The organism is Allobosea sp. FG18 (genome assembly GCF_057809495.1).
The window spans coordinates 1-15,943 of sequence record NZ_JBMDKB010000036.1 but is presented as its reverse complement, the minus strand read 5'-3'; the positions used below and the strand labels follow the sequence as shown (position 1 = coordinate 15,943).

The window sequence follows — 15,943 nt, the reverse complement described above, 5'->3', positions numbered from 1 at the left end:
ACGTTGTTGGATGCGCATGGATTTGAACCAGCCCCATACCGCTGCGACCGGCCGGGCTCCGCGCTCGACCGACACGGTCTATGCCCGGCTGAAGCAGCAGATCCTCGACAACCGCTATCCTCCTGGCGCTCAGATCCTCGAAGGCGAGATCGCGGCCGAACTCAATGCCTCGCGCACGCCGGTCCGCGAGGCGTTCGTGCGACTGCAGCAGGAAGGACTGCTCGAAATCGTGCCGCGTCATGGCGTACGTATCTCGGCGCTCTCGCCCAACGACATGCGCGAGATCTATGAGGTGCTCATGTCGCTGGAGCCGACGGCGGTCGAGCTGCTCGCGGCCCGGCAGCCGGATCGGGCGGAGCTCGAAAGCCTGATCGCCTCATGCGACGCCATGGAGGCGGCGCTCGCGGGCGAGCCAGATCTGCAGGCCTGGGCGGAAGCCGACGAGGCGTTCCATCTCAATCTCGCCCGGCTCTGCGGCAACAGGCGGCTGGCGGCGATGATCATGCAGGTCTGGGATCAGGCGCATCGCGCCCGGATGTTCACGCTCTCACTGCGCCCATTGCCGGTGGAATCCACGTCCGAGCACCGCGCCGTGCTCGAAGCCATTCTCACGAGTGACGTTGATCGCGCCCGCGAAATCTACCACGCCCACCGCAAGCGCGGCGGCCGTGAGCTCACCACCATCATCGAACGACACGGAATCCAGAGGCTATGACGTCAAACTCCTTCCATCTCGCGATGATGCCTGGCGAAGGCATCGGCATCGAAGTCATGGAGGCGGCGGAGGCCGTGCTCGGCGCGGTCGAAAAGCGCTTCGATCTCTCCTTCCGGCAGGAGCATATTCCGGGCGGCGCGCATCACTACAAGGACACCGGCGCGATATTGCCCAAGGACGGCCTGAAGCGTGCCGGCCAAGCCGACGCCATCCTGTTCGGCGCCATGGGCTGGCCGGACATCCGCTTTCCCGACGGAACCGAGATCGCGCCACAGCTCGATATCCGGATGGAGTTCGGCCTCTATGCCGGCGTGCGCCCCATCCGCGCCATTCCGGGTACCCCGCCAGTTCTCGCTCATGAGAGCTGGAAGGATATCGACCTCGTGATCGTGCGCGAGTCCACCGAGGGCATGTTCGCCTCTCGTGGCAAAGGCGAGATCATCGACGACAAGGAAGCGCGCGATACCCAGGTGATCACCCGCAAGGTGACCGAGCAACTGACCGAATTCTGCTGCGGGCTGGCTCGCCGGCGGCGCGAGACGCGGGGCACCCCAGGGCGCGTGACGCTCGTCGACAAGGCGAATGTGTTCCGCTCCTTCGCCTTCATGCGAAAGGTCTTTTACGAGACTGCGGCAAAGCACCCAGATATTGATGCGCGCCATCACTACATCGATGCGATGGCGCTCGACCTCGTCCGTCGGCCTTGGGACTTCGACGTTCTGCCGACGGAGAACCTGTTCGGCGATATCCTGTCGGATCTGGGAGCAGGACTGATCGGTGGCATGGGCTTCGCGCCCTCTGCAGATATTGGCGAGGTCAACGGCATGTTCCAGCCAAGCCATGGTACTGCCCCGGACATCGCCGGCAAGGGCATTGCCAATCCGACGGCTATGATCCTCTCCGCCGCAATGATGCTGGACTGGCTCGGCGAGCGCCACGACAGCACGGCAGCGCGGGACGCGGCACGTGCCATCGAGCTCAGCGTAGACCATGCCTTCGGCAAGTTGAACCTTCGCAGCTATGACATTGGCGGCCGTCACGGCACACGCGAGATCGGTGCGACCGTCGCCGAGTTGATCAGCACCGGAAAAGCCGACCCGCAATGACGCTGCGGGCCATCGCGGGCTGGGGCTGCTTCAGCCTGTTCCACTAGGAGGCCTAGAGCCGGAAGGTGTGAGTTCGGTCGGCGTCGCAGATTGCGACGCCGAGAAGCGCAACTCAGCGGCCGCGCTCTTCGATGATGCTGGGCGCCCTTACCCGGATCTTGCCGTGCCGCTGACGCGCGAACGGACTACGAGCATCGCTGTCGAGGCTGCTTTGGCCTCTCGGGCGTTGTCGCGCCACTTCTCGCAAATCGAGGCCATATCGGTCGATTATTGCTTCGGCTGCGTTTTCGCCTGTTCGAGGCTCGCACGCGCCAGCATGGCCTCAAGCTCGGCCAGCGCAGTCATTGGCAGAACGATCACGATGTCGGACTCAGCAGCAGTTTCGAATCGGAGTGCGGCATCGCCGCGCGCATCCGGGCTCACCACAAGGGTGGTGGGCTTAATAACCGGAACCTCGACAGCATGTTTCTCCGCCATAAGCTAAACTTACCAGAGCTGCCCTATCGCTCAAGCGCTACGCCTGCAGAGCTGTGGCCGCAAAATATGAGCCGCGGCCAGCAGCGGGGTGCTGGCGATCGTATCGGCAAGAAGCAAACGGAATGGACCATGCGCTCAGGGCCAGTGTCGGCGAGACGGAGGGCTTTGTGCAGGCAATCGCCGACGTGGTCGTTCTGACGAAGGAGGAGAGGAGCCCGGTCCTGGAGGCTCTGTGCGACGCGCCGCTGATCCCGGGCCGCCTAGGGCTTTATGGTCTCGAAGAGTACCTGTGGCGCCAGAAGCTCGCCCGCGAGGAACGCCAGCAGCAGGATCGTAGTCGAGCTACCAGCTGCGAGGGCCATCGGTCAGGTGCCTCGGGGCCCCGCTTCCCGGTGACGTAGCGAGGCATCGCCCCGGCATCCGGCCTCGCCCCTGCCGGCGCTGTGATATGACCGGGGTAGGGCCAAGTCGCGCCGCCTCGCTTCATCACCCTAGGTCTTGTTTGCTTGATGATTTGCATTATTTGTATTATACAGAAAATACAGATTTGGAGGTGGCTATGAAAGCGTTCACGTTTTCCGACCTGAGCCGGCGGTCTGGCGACGTACTGGATACAGCACTGGTCGAACCGGTTTCGCTTCAAAAAAGAGGTAAGACCAAGATCGTGATGCTGTCAGCTGAGCATTACGAGCAGCTGCAAAATCGAGCCCGGATCAATGCGCCACGGGCGTTTAGCCTTCGGACGGCTCCGGATGAGGATATCGAGAACCTGACGGCTGGATTCCAGCAAATCCTCGATGACGCAGAGCGCGGGTAACGCTGATGGAGCGCGGCGAGGTTTATCGCTTCAATTATCTGTGGAGTCATGAAGCCGAAAAGAACCGCGTCAGTGGCAGCAAGATCCGCCGCGTCTGTTTGGCGATGAAGGTCAACGAGTGGCTGTACCTGTTCCCGATCACGAGCTTGGAGCCTCAGCCCCAGGATGATGGGGAGGAGCGAATGTATCTTGAGATCCCGCCGATCGAGCGGCAGCGCGTTGGCTTGAACCAGGATCATCCGAGCTACCTGATCCTCGATGACTATAATCGAGTGCGCGAGGACGAGCTCTATGATTTCGAAAGCACGACACCAGAGGGGCAGTTCAGCGTGCTTTTCCTTCAGGAAATCGCACGCCGATTCCAGGTTGCGATCCAGGAAAAGCGCCCGATGCAAGGGCTCATCCGCAGGTAGACCAATCCATCTCCTCGGCGACGGAGGCCGCTCTGGGGTGGTTCGGAAGCGGGGTGATAGGGACGACGTGCCGCAAGGTGAGGTTCCCGGAGGTGGCGCTCTATGCCAGGTCGGACACTTATCTTGCGTTGGCAGCTGCCCTGATCGGCGGCTGTACGCGCGCAAAGACTTCGTCGTAAATCTCGATCTCTCCTGGCATCGCTAGAGTGGTCGCGAGTGCAAAAACGACCGCCTCATCGATAGGATTGCCCTGATCTGGCTCGCGCTGGACAATGATCGGGATCGTCATATCTGGGGTCACGGCAGGAGCGTTGGTGCCTTCCCAGCATCGGGAAACGATGGTTCCCCGATTGGTCTGATTTTCATCCGGCTGCCAGCCGTGTGTCGCCACCCCGAGCGCGCCGAGTCCGTCGGGCACGATTATCTTCAGGCGACATGTCCTATAGCTCCTCCGACCGGGCGCCACGGGCGTGAACCAGGCCAGCGTGGCTGACAGGCTTGTGCGGGCGCGCTTTCCCGCCGATGGTTATCGGGACGGGCAGCAGGATCGTGGCATTCTGATCGGGTCCCAGCCGGCCAGTGGCGAAGAAGGTGGCACGGTCGGCGGCGCAGGCCACCGCGTCAGTGCTATCGACGCATCCAAATCCCATGAAACTATGAGCAGCGTTTTTCGGCACCACTCCTGCCACTTGCCGTACAGCAGCTAGAATGGCGCCTGAATTTCGGCGGCCAGATAGGCTTGCAGGCGTAGGATTGCGTTCAGATCGCCGGCGGCGAGCAAGTCCAGGGGAGTTTGACCGAAGATGGCGTTTGGCCGGTTCATCCACCTGTAGCCGCGTCTCGGGTCGGTGAAGAGCGTGCGCAGCTGGACGTGAATGTGGAGCAAAAGCACAAACCGCAGCTTGAGGTCGTCGTTGAACCCAGCGGGTTCGGCGCGCTTCCAGGCTTCATAGGCCTGCGGGTCGAGGGCCAGGATGCGAGCGCCCATTTCGTCGTCGACCTTCCAGCGATCAAGGAGCTGGACGATCGCGCGGTTGAGCGCCGCGATCTCCTCGGGCGTCATACAAACAGCCTTCCGAGCTCTTCGCCCGTCAGTGCTCGCTTGCGTTCCAATGCGCCGGCGATGGCTTCGAGCTGGGGCATGTGGTCGGACAGGAGTTTGACGCAGCGCTCGTCGAGCTGGCGCAGCTCGGCTTCGATGAGGTCGCGGAACTGCGGATCACTGAGGGATCGCGCGGTATCGTGGGCGGGGGCGCGGTGAAGCAGGCTTGCTCCCAGACCGAACGATCCATGGATGCCGCAGGCGTAGGTGGTCGCGAGCGCGAGATCGACGTGGCAACCTGAGGAGCCGTCGCCAAGCATCAGGATCTCGGCGGCCCTGCCGGCGAGCATGATCACGATCTGATCCTCGAGGCGCTGTCGGGTGCCGATGGCGCCGACACCATCCGTCAGGATCCCGCCGCCCCTAGTGCCCATCGAGATCGTTGAGGCGTGATCGACCCGGCGCCCGAGTGCGAAAGCGGCAACCACGTGTCCGGCCTCATGGATTGCGATCCGGTGGAGTTCGTCTCCCTCGACGTCGTCCTTCAGGAATTGGGATGCGACGTCCTGGAAGGTGAGGGGGCGGTCGGCGCGGCGTGCCTCGGAGATCGCGGCCTTCGAGCGGAAAGCGACGTCCGCGCCGGTCGAGCCTTGGGCGATCTGAGCGAGGGAGACGAGCTCTGGCTCGGGGAGGCGTCCAGCCAGGTGGTGACGGAACACGCCGACGAGTTCATGGACGTCGGGCGGTTTGATCTCGAAGTGCAGTTCGAGGCGCCCTGACCGGGTCAAAGCGGCATCGAGATGACCAACCATATTGGTCGCGGCAACGACGATGACGCCATCGCGGGCGTCGTCGAGCAGCTTCAGCAAGTGCGTGACCAAGCTCGTCCAATAATCCCTGTGGCGGGCGTCCAGGGTGGCTCGATTGGGTATGGCGTCGATTTCGTCGATGAAGAGAACGCTGGGAGCCTGGTTCCGCGCGCTCCTGAACACCTGGTCCAGGCTCTTGATCACGCTGTTGAGGTAGCCATCGGTGCCGGCGAAGAGCTGTCCGAGTGATGTGGTGACGATCGGCACGCCGCATGTTCGTGCGAGTGCAGAGGCGAACAGCGTCTTACCGGTTCCGGGCGCGCCATGAAGGAGCGCGGCTGTGCTGAGCTCGGCCCAGGCGACGTCGCCGCGGCGATAGGCCTGGAGATCCTTGGCGAGGGTCAAGCCCCAGTCCTTGGCCGCTCCGTAGCCGGTGAGCTCTGAAAGAGACGGGCCGCCGAGATTGGCGAGCGGGGGGGTGCCGCCGCGGATCCCCTTATCGAGCATTTTCAAGCGGCCGACTGCTCGACCGGCATTTTCGTTAGGCCGCATTGCCGCGAACATTGCGCTGGCGTGGATTCGGGAGCCCAAATTCGGAGGGAGCTTGCCGACCCGCGCATTGCCGTAGAGGGCGCGAAGGGTGGCTACGAGCTGTGTGTTCGTCGGGAATGGGACGCGAATCCGATAGTCCGCCGATGCCAGGATCTCGGGCGAGAGCTGCGTCTCGATATCGGTCACGAGGGCAACCAGGGAGTGGCCGGCCTCGACGGAGGACCGCAGCAGATGGTTTTGGTCGTGCGACTTGCCCTGGGCGAGCTTCTCCTTCCGGGTGATGAATTCTGCCGGGCGGAACCAGCCCAGCGCGATCGGGCGGATGATCTCCAGCCAGTCCTCCGACGGTACTTCGATGATGGCGACGAGGCTGCGCTTGCGCTTCAGATCACGGGCCATCGCGCGCGGAATGGCGTCGGCGAGCATTCGCGTAGGCAGAAACAGGGTCGGGCGGATGCGATCCGGACCGTCATCGTCCTTGACAGGTAGATCGTCGAGCATGGGAACGGTGATGCTCATGTTCGTCTCGCTGGATTGAGGGGGGCAATGCGGCGTTCTCGCCGCATTGATGGCCGAGAGAGCGCCTTGGCTGTGCTGGGATGGTGCCGGTCAGGCGCGGATGACGTGGCGCAGCCTGCAGTCTCACTCGAAAGGTGAGGGACCGATTTTTGGTATCTTTATGGACTGGGGCTGGGGGGCTTTCACTGACGAGATCTGGTCGGCCTGATACCGTCCAGAGGGTTCTCGCCTGACGATGGTGTGCGAGTCGTGGGTAGCGGATATCGAGTAATGCTCTCCGTCACCTGCTACCAACCGGGCGCGCGCGTTGCAGGGCCGGGGAGAGTGAGAGGGGGTTGCAGCCAGGTGACGGAAGTGGCCGCGTTGCGAGGCTGGAGACGGACTTGGCTATTCAGGGAGAGGGGTTTGGAGGCGTCGAAATGTAGCACGCCGCTGGAGACGAGTTTGAGGGCGGCGTCGCAACTATCGAGGCTTAGCCCGCAGCGCCTCGCGCAGTCGAAGAGAGGAGCTTGGCCGGCTTCGGTCAGGAACTCGATGACGCGCTCCTGATCGCGTGGATCGACTTCTGCGTGAGAGCATTCCGCGATCTTCTGCGCGTTCGACCAATGAGGTTCCTGCAGGAGCGCATCGGTGGTGGTCCAGAAGAGCCAAGTGCTACGCTTCGCGAGGATACGATCCGCCTCGTCCCAAAGCGCCAGAAGCTTGTTCGAGAAGCTGCAGCCGGTCGGTGCGACCGCGACGACGAAAAGGCCGAGCTCGTGCCGCAGCAGATACGCAGCCCAACCATAAAATGCCCTGGCCTTGTTCCGAGACAGGATGGATTGGAAGTTGAAGCTTGCGAAGGAGAGGGTTCGAGGATCCGCTTCCATATGGACGATGAGCTCGAAGCTGCCTTCCCAGTGGTGGTCGAAGGACCCGGCAGCCTTTGTGGGGCGAAGCCTCATTCGAATGCTCCATTGTCCGCCGAGCGCGTGGCGTTGAACGGCGAGTCAAATCGTTCCAGCCGATAGAAGCGGGAGAGAGTTCGGGCCCATTTCCCTTCTGGATCCATGGCGAAGAGCTGCGAGGTCGTTATGATCTTGCTGCCGAGGCGCGGATGATTTTCTGCGTAACCGACCAGGCAGGGCAGGGGGATTGCGGAGAGGCGGAAGTCGCGAAGGACGATTGCACGATCAGTGTCGAGATTTGTTGGCCTGGTGCCGGCGGCGATATCCGAGAGATCGTCAACCAGGCGTTGGAGGACTGCAATTCTCTTCACGGCGACGGCGCGTGCATTCGGGTCTTCGAAGTTCATACGAGTTCTCCAGTTGCGGGGGCGGTCGGAAGGCGCGAACGCGGGCCGTGGCGCCTTGGGGCGGCCGCGGCAGCAGGAATGAACTCCACCAAAATGGTGCAATCCATGATCGGATGATGAATCGATGGAGGCGGAGCAAGGATTGAGCTCAACGCCTCATTAACCAACCTGCTTGCACTGTTTGTGGGAAGCGCTGATCGTACCGGTTTAGGACTGGCTGGCCGATTCACGCTGCTGCTCGACGCAACAGGACGTTAGATGGACGGAGCTGCCTTCAAACAGGCTTTGGCCGAGCTGGGGCACACTCAGTCTAGTTTTGCGCGGGATCATCGACTGCCCGTGCGAACGATACAAAACTGGGCCAGAAGCGGCCCTCCTGAGCACATGGCTCTCATGTTGAGCACCATGCTTCGCCAGCAGATCACGCCACCTGGCGCGATCGAGTTCGACACGGAGGACGCTGGTACCTCCGACGCAGCCCGCGCTCTGGACGTCACCCTTCGGTCTGTACTCCAGCGTGCTACTCGTGCTGGGTGGCCTCGGGAGGTCGCAGCCGCAGGAGCCATTACCTGGTTCGCGCGTCAGCTTGCGAATAAGCGTTAGTGCGAACCTGAGGCCACCATATCTCCAAGGTCCTTACCAGTTCGTTACCATCCCATATAGTGAGAGCGTCTTCCAACAGGTGAGACGGTGGGCACGCATTGCCTCCGACGAACGTCGTGCTCAACGCCCCTTGTGCGGTGCAGCAAATAGCCGATAAGGTCCGCCGGCCTCAGGCATCTCGCCCATCAGTTTCTGAAAGGAGAGCCTATGCTGGATCGGCACGATCGTGAGCGCCCGCTCGTTGATGAGCACGGCGCTGATGACCAGAAGCAGCCCTACCCGCCTCCGCAGCCCGAACCGGACGACGCACCGGAGCCCGTTTCGCCACGGGACTACCAGGAGGGCTTTTGGGGATAGTCGCTGGCTTGCCGCGGGGGGCGATGGTCCTCCGCGCCTGTCAGGGGCGTGCCCGTCGAAAAGCTCGCTTGCCAGCATCTGGGGGCGAGCATTCCGGAAACGAGATCGCCGCCTTCTGAGAATGCAATTGGACGTCCCGGCAGACGTCACTGAAGCTTCGCTCTTACAGAAAACCCGCCAGCCGCCGGATCGCGTGCCTTGCCGCCGCGATCAACGGAGAGTCACGTGGAAAAGGCGGGAGGAACGTAGGGAGGACGCTCGTTGGATCGCGAAGATATCCGCTGCCCATTCTCCATGCCCAAGCCATTGAGCCGGCGCGCCGTGCTCGGCGGGTTGGCGTCGCTGCCAATCTTATCAACCGGTGCACCCGCACAGAGGTCGTTTCCTGACCGACCTATCCGGCTGATCGTTCCCTATGGTGCCGGCTCCGCCACGGACGGGTTCACGCGCCAGCTGCTGGGAAGCAATCCTAGTCTGCAGGGTCAGCCGATCGTCATCGAAAATCGGGCAGGCGCCAACGCCATCATCGGGACTGAAGCGGCGTCGCGAAGCAATCCCGATGGCCACACCCTGTTCGTTGGAACGGATCAGACGCAATGCATCAATCCGGCGCTGTTCCAGAAGCTCCCCTACGATGCTGCCAAGGATTTCGTGCCGGTCGCGGGGCTTGCGCGCTTCCCGATGGTTCTGGTCGTCTCGCCTGAGCTGAAGGCGAACAGTGTCCAGGAGCTCGTCGCGTTGGCCAAGGCTCAACCCGGTGATCTGACCTATGCCTCCCCCGGCATCGGCACGACAGCTCACCTCATCGCGGAGATCTTCCAGCGGGATGCCGACATCAAGCTCCTGCACGTCCCATATTCGTCGAGCATGGGGAGCCTCTTCTCGGACCTGCTGACCAACAAGGTCTCGATGATGTTCTATCCCTATCCGCCGCTGAGGCCTCACGTTGAAGCACGCCGGTTGCGCGCCATCGCCACCGCTGCAATCGAGCGTCCTAAGTGGCTGCCCAATGTCCCCACGCTCAGGGAGTTGAGCTACCAGCGCTCCATCGGCATGGCGTGGAATGGCGTTTATGCTCCGGCCGGTACCGATAGTGACCGGGTCGCTCGGGTGTCAGATTTCTTCAAGCAAGCGATGGCCAACCCGCAACTCCAAGCGAGCCTTACCGTGGAGGGAGCGAATTTCGATTATCGCAATCCCGGCGAGTTCGGCACCTTCACGGTCTCGGAGCGCGAGCGCTATCGGGAGTTGGTGACGCTTTCGGGCGCGAAGGTGGAATGAGCTTTCAAAGGTCAGCTGCCCAATCCCCCCGGCAAAAAGGGGCCGATGGGATGCTGCCTCTCAAGAACGGTGACGTGTCGTGCTGAATGTCCCTGCGGACTTGGACGATGGCGTCTACCATCTCTACGCATTGCGCTATGCCACGTTGAGCAATCGCCTGGCCCAGGACAACTTCCTGCCGTCTCCAGCCGGCATGGCGCACAGCGGCGTAATGCCGATCAGCTACTATGTCTGGATCATCCACGGGCAAAAGCGAACGGTCATCGTGGATACCGGCTTCAGTCCGGAGACGGCCGCGAAGCACGGCCGCAACCTAGACTACGATCCGATTGATGCGTCGGGCCGGCTCGGAGTGGATTGCGACCAGCTGGAAGATGTGATCCTCACCCATCTTCACGTTGATCACGCGAGCAACCTGCATCGATTTGCGAAGGCTCGCTTTCACATCCAGGAAGCGGAGGTCCAGTTCGCCGCGGGGCCGTGCATGTGCGAACCCATGCTGCGGGCGGTTTACGACGTCGAAGACGTCGTAACACTGATAAGACGCCTCTACGAAGGCCGGGTGTCTTTTCAACGCGGTGATGGGGAGATTTTCCCCGGCATCTCAGTGGTCACGCTTCCGGGGCACACACTGGGCATCCAGGCGGTCCGCGTCATCACACCGCGTGGCCCGGTCGTTCTGGCGTCGGATGTGACGCACTTCTATGCCAATCTCCTCCTGGGACAGCCTTTCAAGGTGACGGTCGATGTCGCAGCCTCGCTCGCATCGTACTGGAAGCTGCGGCACCTGGCCGGGGACGTCCGCAACATCGTGCCCGGGCATGATCCGAAGGTCTACGACGTCTATCCTAAGAGGCGGGTGAGCGGCATCGAACTGGCTGTTCTCCATGAGCGGCCCGAAATCGGCTTGGAGGACGAGCTCATTCGGTAGCGAGAACCTTGGGGACGGCAGAGTTTCTTGTCGTGATCATCACAAGGACCGATACCTCATTTCAACGCGCCTTTTACCCATTCCTCCTTAGCTCTCGATTGGCTGAGGAGTTCGAACATGCCTACCAAGCGTGAGGTTTGGCTTGCTGCAGACCGTCTGCGGGAGAAGTCGGAGCCAGTTTCCGTTCGCAGCGTCCGAGCTGCTTTGCCCTATGGCGGCTCCTATCGCGATATCGGACCGCATCTTGCGGACTGGAAGGCAGAGCGAAGCTATACACGGGTGATCGAGTTCTCTGGCCTGCCGGATCACATCCAGACGCAGCTGGCGCGAGCGGGGACCACCCTTTGGCAGGCAGCCTTACAGGACGCCACAAAGTTTCTGAGCGCCGAAAGGGAGCAGGCGCGGGCGGTCGCCAAGGTCGATCAGGAGATGCGTGACGAAGCACTGGCCGCAGCCGACGTCCTTGAGGCGCGCGTTGGGCATCTCCGCGCCGAGATCGAGCGCCTGAAGTCCGAACTGGCAGCCGCCCACAACCAGTCCGCGGGGTACCTGGCGAAGCTTATGGAGCTCCGTGGCGATCCTGCGGATCCGGATGGTGTGCGACAAGCCGAACGGAGACGCTCCAGGGCATTCTGGAACGATCTGGTCATCCGCATTCGCGACATGCTCATAGAGCTTCCACCGGGAAATCCAGGAATGACCTTGGAGCAGTTGCTCGACTGGATGCCGGGTGACCTCCGAGATCGTGCCAATTTAGAAGGGGAGGTCCTAGACCGAAGCACCTTATCCAAACGGCTTTACGAGCGCGACCTGCGCCAAAAGCACGTGATCAAGGTCGAGGGGTACTATCGCGCGGCGCAGTGATCGCTGGCCAGGCCCCATTCAAGGGCCTCGGATCAATCGCGTCGAAGATCGGTGTCCCAAATTGTTATGGGCCGATTCACCGCGGCACGCTTTTCCTCCGGCGTGATATGCCTCTTGCCCCTTTCAAAAAGGTAGCTGCGAGAGAATTTGCCGTCTCTATGGACGACGACCATACTGCCGTCGCCAATGACGATATGGCTTATCAAAAGCGCTAGCTTGCGTCGAAGACCCGCAAGTGCCTGCTCGTCCTGCCCGGCCTTCTCTCGAATCTCCATCCACTGTTCAATGCTCTCGGTGGCACCCGAGATTTCTTCCGGTCGGCTGGCCTGCAACGCTCGCTCGCGGCGTTTCACCTCATCTTCGGCAGCATCGAGCGCAGCCTCTTCGCTCTGGATACGCACTGCAAGTCGAGTGGATCCCGTCGCCTGCGCGAGATTCATCAGATTGTCGAAACCTCGTTGCAGCTCGTCCCGATGAGCCCTGGCGCCTGCCAGGGCTTCAGAGAGATCGCTTTGTTGGGTGTTTGCCGCCTCGACCAAGCTCTGCCTTCGTACCCCTCCTAGGCCCCAAACGGCCTGTCTTTCAACCTGGAGGTAGCTGAAGGTCTTCCTTTGATCGCATCCCGCGCTCGCATGTGCGCGTCCGCATTTTAGCACCAGCTCGGACCCCTTGGAGCGCTTGTCGATCAAGACCATATTGCTCCCACAATTGCTGCAGCGGACGAGCCCCGTTAGCAAATTGCGGCGGGCTCCGGGCTTACCTTGGCCGAAGTGGCGGGACTTTATGGATGCCTGAGCGGCCCAGAAAGTGTCCTTGTCGATGGCCGCTGGAAAGTAATCCTCGATTGGAGCGGAGGCTTGGAGGTCGCTGCCTCCGGCCAATTTCCCGAGAGGTGTGAATTGGCCGTACGTCGCGGGATTGGAAAGGATCTTGCCGATATAACTCTCGTACCAAAAGTTTGGCTTCTTTTTCCCTGGTCCCCAGGTTGGGATTCGCGCCTTATTCAACCGTGTCTGGATGGCGCGCTTCCCCAGCCCCGCGATCGCATCCGCAAACATCGAGCGAACGATCGCCGCGCGGTCCTCGATCAGCTCGTACGTCCCATCTTTGGCGCTGCCGACCAGCCTCATCCAGCCCGGACAGCGGCCGGTCATTGCGAGTTTCTCGGTTTCGGCGAGCTCTCTTTTTCTCGCCCACGCCTTACCCACGCGGTCCGATTTGCGCGCGCTTTCCTCGTGTGAGCGCATTAGCTCCACGATGCTCACGATCAGGAGGGTCGGCCCCGCGCGTAGCGTCTCCCTCGAATAGATCTGCTTGTCGCTCAGGGTCACGACAATGATGCCGTTCCTCGTGAGGCTCAGAAACAGCTCAAGCGCGTCGATGACCTCCTCACGTGAAAGTCGGTCGAGGCTTTCAACAATCAGGTAAGATCCTGCAGCAACTTGGCCAGTTTCAACTGCCTTCAAGAACGCCCCCAGCGCGGCGCGCTCATTTCGGTGCATTCCGCGAAACGCCGAGACTCCCTCGTCCTTAAAGGACTCGTCCAGCTCCAAGCCGTGCTCTGCCGCGAAAGCGCGCGCACCTTCAATCTGCCGGCGAAGGCTGTGGCCAAGCTTCTGCTCGGGGGTGGAAAACCGGACGTAGGAATACGCGCGAGGCTTGTTATTCGAAGTCGCAGAATTTGAGCCACGCTTCTTGACCGATGGCATATGAGCGCCCGCCTTCTGCGGCCCCATCAGACTTCTCCCGCTTCCAATGAGACCATGTGGAACATGTTGAAATTCCGCGTTCCGTACGTCGTTCTCAGCAACTCACGCCTTCTCGTGCCGAGGTGTGACGCGCCGTACACCGGAGTGAACCAATCATGGCCGGGTTTACGGGGCGTTGCTCTTGCGACAATTATCACTACAACCTGTTGATGTTGAGGTTATTATTGTCAGACGAAGGGAGGCGTAGAAAGGTTGGGCTCAATACTGGAGTTTGCCAAACAAAATCAGATGCTTGGCGAGCCCAAAAGCGCGGACCTCGTGATTTAGCGGGTCTTCGCGCGGAAGGGCAATGGGCTTTTTGAAGGATCTCTCTTTCGATCCTTTACGACCATGCGTTCGCGCTGGAGTTTGAGAACGTCGAAACCCCAGAACGGGGGCTTGCGCTTCAGCCGCTGGCTCCCGGTCAAGAGCAACGATAACACTTGGAAATCAACGAGGTGGTCCGGCTGATTCCAAGGACCCGGTACCGGGGATGAGCGCGAATGGGCGAAGGAGTGGCTGCAAGGTCGTTCCAGTTTCTTCGGAACGGCAATGCCGTTCCTGATATTTTGGACTGGGACAAGGGCATCGAGACAGCGCGACAGGCGATCTCCGAAGCTCTGAACGCCAAGAATGTCGCGTTCTTGCTTGGCGCAGGTTGCTCCTCTCTGGTCAAAGACAACATCGAGGTCGGAATTCCGACGATGGCGCCATTGGCCAAGGAATTCTGCAACGCTGCCGCTGCGGTCCGTGCCGCCGAGGGTTCCGATGATCATCTCGGCGGTGATAGCGGGCAGGCAGCCGACATCCTCGATCCGAATGACGACCTACTCGGCGGGGCGGAGGAGGCGAGCGCGGAGCCACCGACATGGGCTCCGAATGCCGATGAACTCGCCGTGCTCGATAAGCTCGGAGTCGATTTGTCGGGCGACTACTCGCGCAACCTGGAGCGGTTGATGGAGGTGCTGTTTGCGCAGCGCTTCGTCCTTCGCCTTAGCACAGTCAAAAGTCACGCTGGCATACTCGTCCATTTGGAGGGTTTGATCCGCAAGGTCCAAGATTTCCTCTGGGAACGCGTTACGAAGGGTCGTTTCTCTGACGACGATACGTCTGTCACAGAGCTATACGAAAAGTTCTACCGCAAGCTCGTGCTGCGAGACCGCGCCCTGCCACGACCATGGGTGTTCACGACGAACTACGATCATTTCAATGAAGTCGCGATGGACCGCCTCGGCATTCCTTACGCGAATGGCTTCTCGGGGGTGGTCGAGCGGAGGTTCAATCCAGCAAGTTTTCGCTATGCCCTAGCCGAGCAATTGGATTTGGCCAGTCGGAAATGGAGTGCTGTCGACGCGTTCGTATATCTGGCCAAGCTGCACGGCTCTGTCTCGTGGACGGAGGACGATCACGGCCTCTTCCCGATCCGAGAGGTCTGGCCGCCTGGCGATGCGGGTCGAATGCTCATATACCCGACGCCTGCGAAGCAAAATTCTTCGCTCGGCTCTCCATATTCTGACCTGTTTCGCGAATTCCAGGGGCGGATAGTGCGTGAACAGAGCGTCCTGTTCACAGCCGGATATGCCTTCGCAGATGAGCACTTGAACAACATAATCTACCAAGCACTGACCATCCCGACGTTCCGCCTGGTCATCTTCGCAGCCCCCGATGCCGCCGGTGAGATCGCGAAACTGAGAGCGCTTCAGGACTCCCGGATTTGGATCATTGGGGGCGACGGTCCTGTCGAGAAAACATGGGCGCACTACTTCGACGTTATCGTCGAGCAGTTCATGCCGCAGCGGCCGGGAGATCGGATCGACGACGCGGTTCGCCGCGTCCTTTCTGATCTAGCGCCGACAAAGAAGGAACAGGCAGCATGAGCCACGACGACCGAAGGCGCGCCATTGGAAAGGTCGTATCGGTTGCTGCGGACCGGCTCGTGGTGGAGTTGCACGCCGGCACGGACAATTTCACCGTCGTTGGTTTCGATGACGTCCACTACGTCGCTCGTCTAGGCTCATTTTTGATGGTCCCCACATCCGGCGAATATGTGGTGGTAGAGGTGGTCGGTCTGCGCGATCGCGAGGCTGGAGTGCCTTCCGACCGGGGCGATTTCGATCGGGCAAGCTCAGCCAAGTACCTCGACGTGGTTCCAGTCGGCATGCTTCCGGTAAAGGGGGGCGCGTTCCGCTTCGGCGTGTCGACTTTTCCCTCTCTGTACGCTGATGCACTGTATGCGCTCGATGGCGAACTGGACCGGATATTTGATACGGATCGAGCGGTCGAACCCGTGCCGGCTGTAGCCGGTAAACCGCCTGTTCCGACGAATGCAGACAGGTATCGTGCGCTGCCAATCGGCAAGTCTGCGTATTCCGATGAAGCCGGCCATTGATTCCGAAACGAAGCCGGCCACCTGTT

General features: G+C 61.1%; 17 protein-coding genes. 10 read left to right on the top strand and 7 right to left on the bottom strand.

Translation table 11 applies throughout. From position 1 onward, the window contains the following. The first annotated feature begins 16 nt into the window (after positions 1–16). The gene (locus tag ACODTJ_RS26810; protein ID WP_488850968.1) at positions 17–715 is read left to right on the top strand and encodes a GntR family transcriptional regulator; all 699 of its coding nucleotides are present in this window, start codon (positions 17–19) and stop codon (positions 713–715) included. Beyond that, entirely contained in the window at positions 712–1,821 is a 1,110-nt protein-coding gene (locus ACODTJ_RS26805; protein ID WP_488850966.1) for an isocitrate/isopropylmalate dehydrogenase family protein, read from the top strand. Before ACODTJ_RS26810 ends, ACODTJ_RS26805 begins: the two co-directional genes overlap by 4 nt. Before the next feature lie 267 nt (positions 1,822–2,088). On the opposite strand, the gene ACODTJ_RS26800 is transcribed toward ACODTJ_RS26805, so the two are convergent. Then, positions 2,089–2,298, bottom strand: a complete 210-nt coding sequence (locus ACODTJ_RS26800; RefSeq protein ID WP_488850964.1) for a hypothetical protein — start codon at positions 2,296–2,298, stop codon at positions 2,089–2,091. A gap of 122 nt (positions 2,299–2,420) precedes the next feature. On the opposite strand from ACODTJ_RS26800, the gene ACODTJ_RS26795 reads away from it, so the two are divergent. The 3 genes from ACODTJ_RS26795 to ACODTJ_RS26785 all read left to right on the top strand — a co-directional run bounded on the left by ACODTJ_RS26795 (position 2,421) and on the right by ACODTJ_RS26785 (position 3,528). Continuing rightward, on the top strand, positions 2,421–2,699 hold the full coding sequence (locus ACODTJ_RS26795; protein WP_488850962.1) for a hypothetical protein: 279 nt from the start codon (positions 2,421–2,423) through the stop codon (positions 2,697–2,699). 158 nt (positions 2,700–2,857) lie between these two features. Next, positions 2,858–3,115 carry a type II toxin-antitoxin system prevent-host-death family antitoxin gene (locus tag ACODTJ_RS26790; RefSeq protein ID WP_488850959.1) on the top strand — a complete coding sequence of 86 codons (258 nt, stop codon included), beginning with the start codon at positions 2,858–2,860 and terminating at the stop codon, positions 3,113–3,115. A gap of 5 nt (positions 3,116–3,120) precedes the next feature. Then, on the top strand, positions 3,121–3,528 hold the full coding sequence (locus ACODTJ_RS26785; RefSeq protein WP_488850957.1) for a hypothetical protein: 408 nt from the start codon (positions 3,121–3,123) through the stop codon (positions 3,526–3,528). 118 nt (positions 3,529–3,646) lie between these two features. Here ACODTJ_RS26785 and ACODTJ_RS26780 read toward each other — a convergent pair whose 3' ends face one another. The 5 genes from ACODTJ_RS26780 to ACODTJ_RS26760 form a co-directional block, all read right to left on the bottom strand. Continuing rightward, a complete protein-coding gene (locus ACODTJ_RS26780) occupies positions 3,647–3,946 on the bottom strand; it encodes a hypothetical protein (protein ID WP_488850955.1) in 300 nt (99 codons plus the stop codon). Between the two features lie 285 nt (positions 3,947–4,231). After that, positions 4,232–4,591, bottom strand: a complete 360-nt coding sequence (locus ACODTJ_RS26775) for an antitoxin Xre/MbcA/ParS toxin-binding domain-containing protein (RefSeq protein WP_488850953.1) — start codon at positions 4,589–4,591, stop codon at positions 4,232–4,234. Further along, a complete protein-coding gene (locus tag ACODTJ_RS26770; protein WP_488850951.1) occupies positions 4,588–6,450 on the bottom strand; it encodes an AAA family ATPase in 1,863 nt (620 codons plus the stop codon). The genes ACODTJ_RS26775 and ACODTJ_RS26770 overlap by 4 nt, the downstream gene beginning before the upstream one ends. A 287-nt stretch (positions 6,451–6,737) precedes the next feature. Continuing rightward, entirely contained in the window at positions 6,738–7,394 is a 657-nt protein-coding gene (locus ACODTJ_RS26765) for a hypothetical protein (protein WP_488850949.1), read from the bottom strand. After that, positions 7,391–7,744, bottom strand: coding sequence for a DUF6634 family protein (locus ACODTJ_RS26760; RefSeq protein ID WP_488850947.1), 354 nt, complete (start codon positions 7,742–7,744; stop codon positions 7,391–7,393). The genes ACODTJ_RS26765 and ACODTJ_RS26760 overlap by 4 nt, the downstream gene beginning before the upstream one ends. Positions 7,745–8,965: 1,221 nt before the next feature. Here ACODTJ_RS26760 and ACODTJ_RS26755 point away from each other — a divergent pair. The 3 genes from ACODTJ_RS26755 to ACODTJ_RS26745 all read left to right on the top strand — a co-directional run bounded on the left by ACODTJ_RS26755 (position 8,966) and on the right by ACODTJ_RS26745 (position 11,780). After that, on the top strand, positions 8,966–9,985 hold the full coding sequence (locus tag ACODTJ_RS26755) for a Bug family tripartite tricarboxylate transporter substrate binding protein (RefSeq protein WP_488850946.1): 1,020 nt from the start codon (positions 8,966–8,968) through the stop codon (positions 9,983–9,985). Between the two features lie 79 nt (positions 9,986–10,064). Then, the gene (locus tag ACODTJ_RS26750) at positions 10,065–10,916 is read left to right on the top strand and encodes an N-acyl homoserine lactonase family protein (RefSeq protein WP_488850944.1); all 852 of its coding nucleotides are present in this window, start codon (positions 10,065–10,067) and stop codon (positions 10,914–10,916) included. A 117-nt stretch (positions 10,917–11,033) separates the two neighbouring features. Continuing rightward, positions 11,034–11,780, top strand: coding sequence for a DNA-binding protein (locus ACODTJ_RS26745; protein ID WP_488850942.1), 747 nt, complete (start codon positions 11,034–11,036; stop codon positions 11,778–11,780). A 32-nt stretch (positions 11,781–11,812) separates the two neighbouring features. On the opposite strand, the gene ACODTJ_RS26740 is transcribed toward ACODTJ_RS26745, so the two are convergent. Then, positions 11,813–13,516, bottom strand: coding sequence for a recombinase family protein (locus tag ACODTJ_RS26740; RefSeq protein WP_488850940.1), 1,704 nt, complete (start codon positions 13,514–13,516; stop codon positions 11,813–11,815). 515 nt (positions 13,517–14,031) lie between these two features. Between ACODTJ_RS26740 and ACODTJ_RS26735 the strand changes: the two genes are divergently transcribed. Both ACODTJ_RS26735 and ACODTJ_RS26730 read left to right on the top strand, forming a co-directional pair. Next, positions 14,032–15,405, top strand: a complete 1,374-nt coding sequence (locus ACODTJ_RS26735; protein ID WP_488850938.1) for an SIR2 family protein — start codon at positions 14,032–14,034, stop codon at positions 15,403–15,405. Beyond that, positions 15,402–15,917 (top strand): hypothetical protein, encoded by a 516-nt coding sequence (locus ACODTJ_RS26730; protein WP_488850935.1) that lies wholly within the window; start codon positions 15,402–15,404, stop codon positions 15,915–15,917. Before ACODTJ_RS26735 ends, ACODTJ_RS26730 begins: the two co-directional genes overlap by 4 nt. Positions 15,918–15,943: the final 26 nt, after the last annotated feature.

What these genes read in the sequence shown, in the direction of transcription:
- ACODTJ_RS26805 (WP_488850966.1), top strand. Translation starts at nt 712, where the DNA reads ATGACGTCAAACTCCTTCCATCTCGCGATGATGCCTGGCGAAGGCATC.
- ACODTJ_RS26740 (WP_488850940.1), bottom strand. Translation starts at nt 13,516, where the DNA reads ATGGGGCCGCAGAAGGCGGGCGCTCATATGCCATCGGTCAAGAAGCGT.
- ACODTJ_RS26745 (WP_488850942.1), top strand. Translation starts at nt 11,034, where the DNA reads ATGCCTACCAAGCGTGAGGTTTGGCTTGCTGCAGACCGTCTGCGGGAG.
- ACODTJ_RS26810 (WP_488850968.1), top strand. Translation starts at nt 17, where the DNA reads ATGGATTTGAACCAGCCCCATACCGCTGCGACCGGCCGGGCTCCGCGC.
- ACODTJ_RS26760 (WP_488850947.1), bottom strand. Translation starts at nt 7,744, where the DNA reads ATGAACTTCGAAGACCCGAATGCACGCGCCGTCGCCGTGAAGAGAATT.
- ACODTJ_RS26795 (WP_488850962.1), top strand. Translation starts at nt 2,421, where the DNA reads ATGGACCATGCGCTCAGGGCCAGTGTCGGCGAGACGGAGGGCTTTGTG.
- ACODTJ_RS26800 (WP_488850964.1), bottom strand. Translation starts at nt 2,298, where the DNA reads ATGGCGGAGAAACATGCTGTCGAGGTTCCGGTTATTAAGCCCACCACC.
- ACODTJ_RS26770 (WP_488850951.1), bottom strand. Translation starts at nt 6,450, where the DNA reads ATGAGCATCACCGTTCCCATGCTCGACGATCTACCTGTCAAGGACGAT.
- ACODTJ_RS26765 (WP_488850949.1), bottom strand. Translation starts at nt 7,394, where the DNA reads ATGAGGCTTCGCCCCACAAAGGCTGCCGGGTCCTTCGACCACCACTGG.
- ACODTJ_RS26790 (WP_488850959.1), top strand. Translation starts at nt 2,858, where the DNA reads ATGAAAGCGTTCACGTTTTCCGACCTGAGCCGGCGGTCTGGCGACGTA.
- ACODTJ_RS26730 (WP_488850935.1), top strand. Translation starts at nt 15,402, where the DNA reads ATGAGCCACGACGACCGAAGGCGCGCCATTGGAAAGGTCGTATCGGTT.
- ACODTJ_RS26775 (WP_488850953.1), bottom strand. Translation starts at nt 4,591, where the DNA reads ATGACGCCCGAGGAGATCGCGGCGCTCAACCGCGCGATCGTCCAGCTC.
- ACODTJ_RS26735 (WP_488850938.1), top strand. Translation starts at nt 14,032, where the DNA reads ATGGGCGAAGGAGTGGCTGCAAGGTCGTTCCAGTTTCTTCGGAACGGC.
- ACODTJ_RS26785 (WP_488850957.1), top strand. Translation starts at nt 3,121, where the DNA reads ATGGAGCGCGGCGAGGTTTATCGCTTCAATTATCTGTGGAGTCATGAA.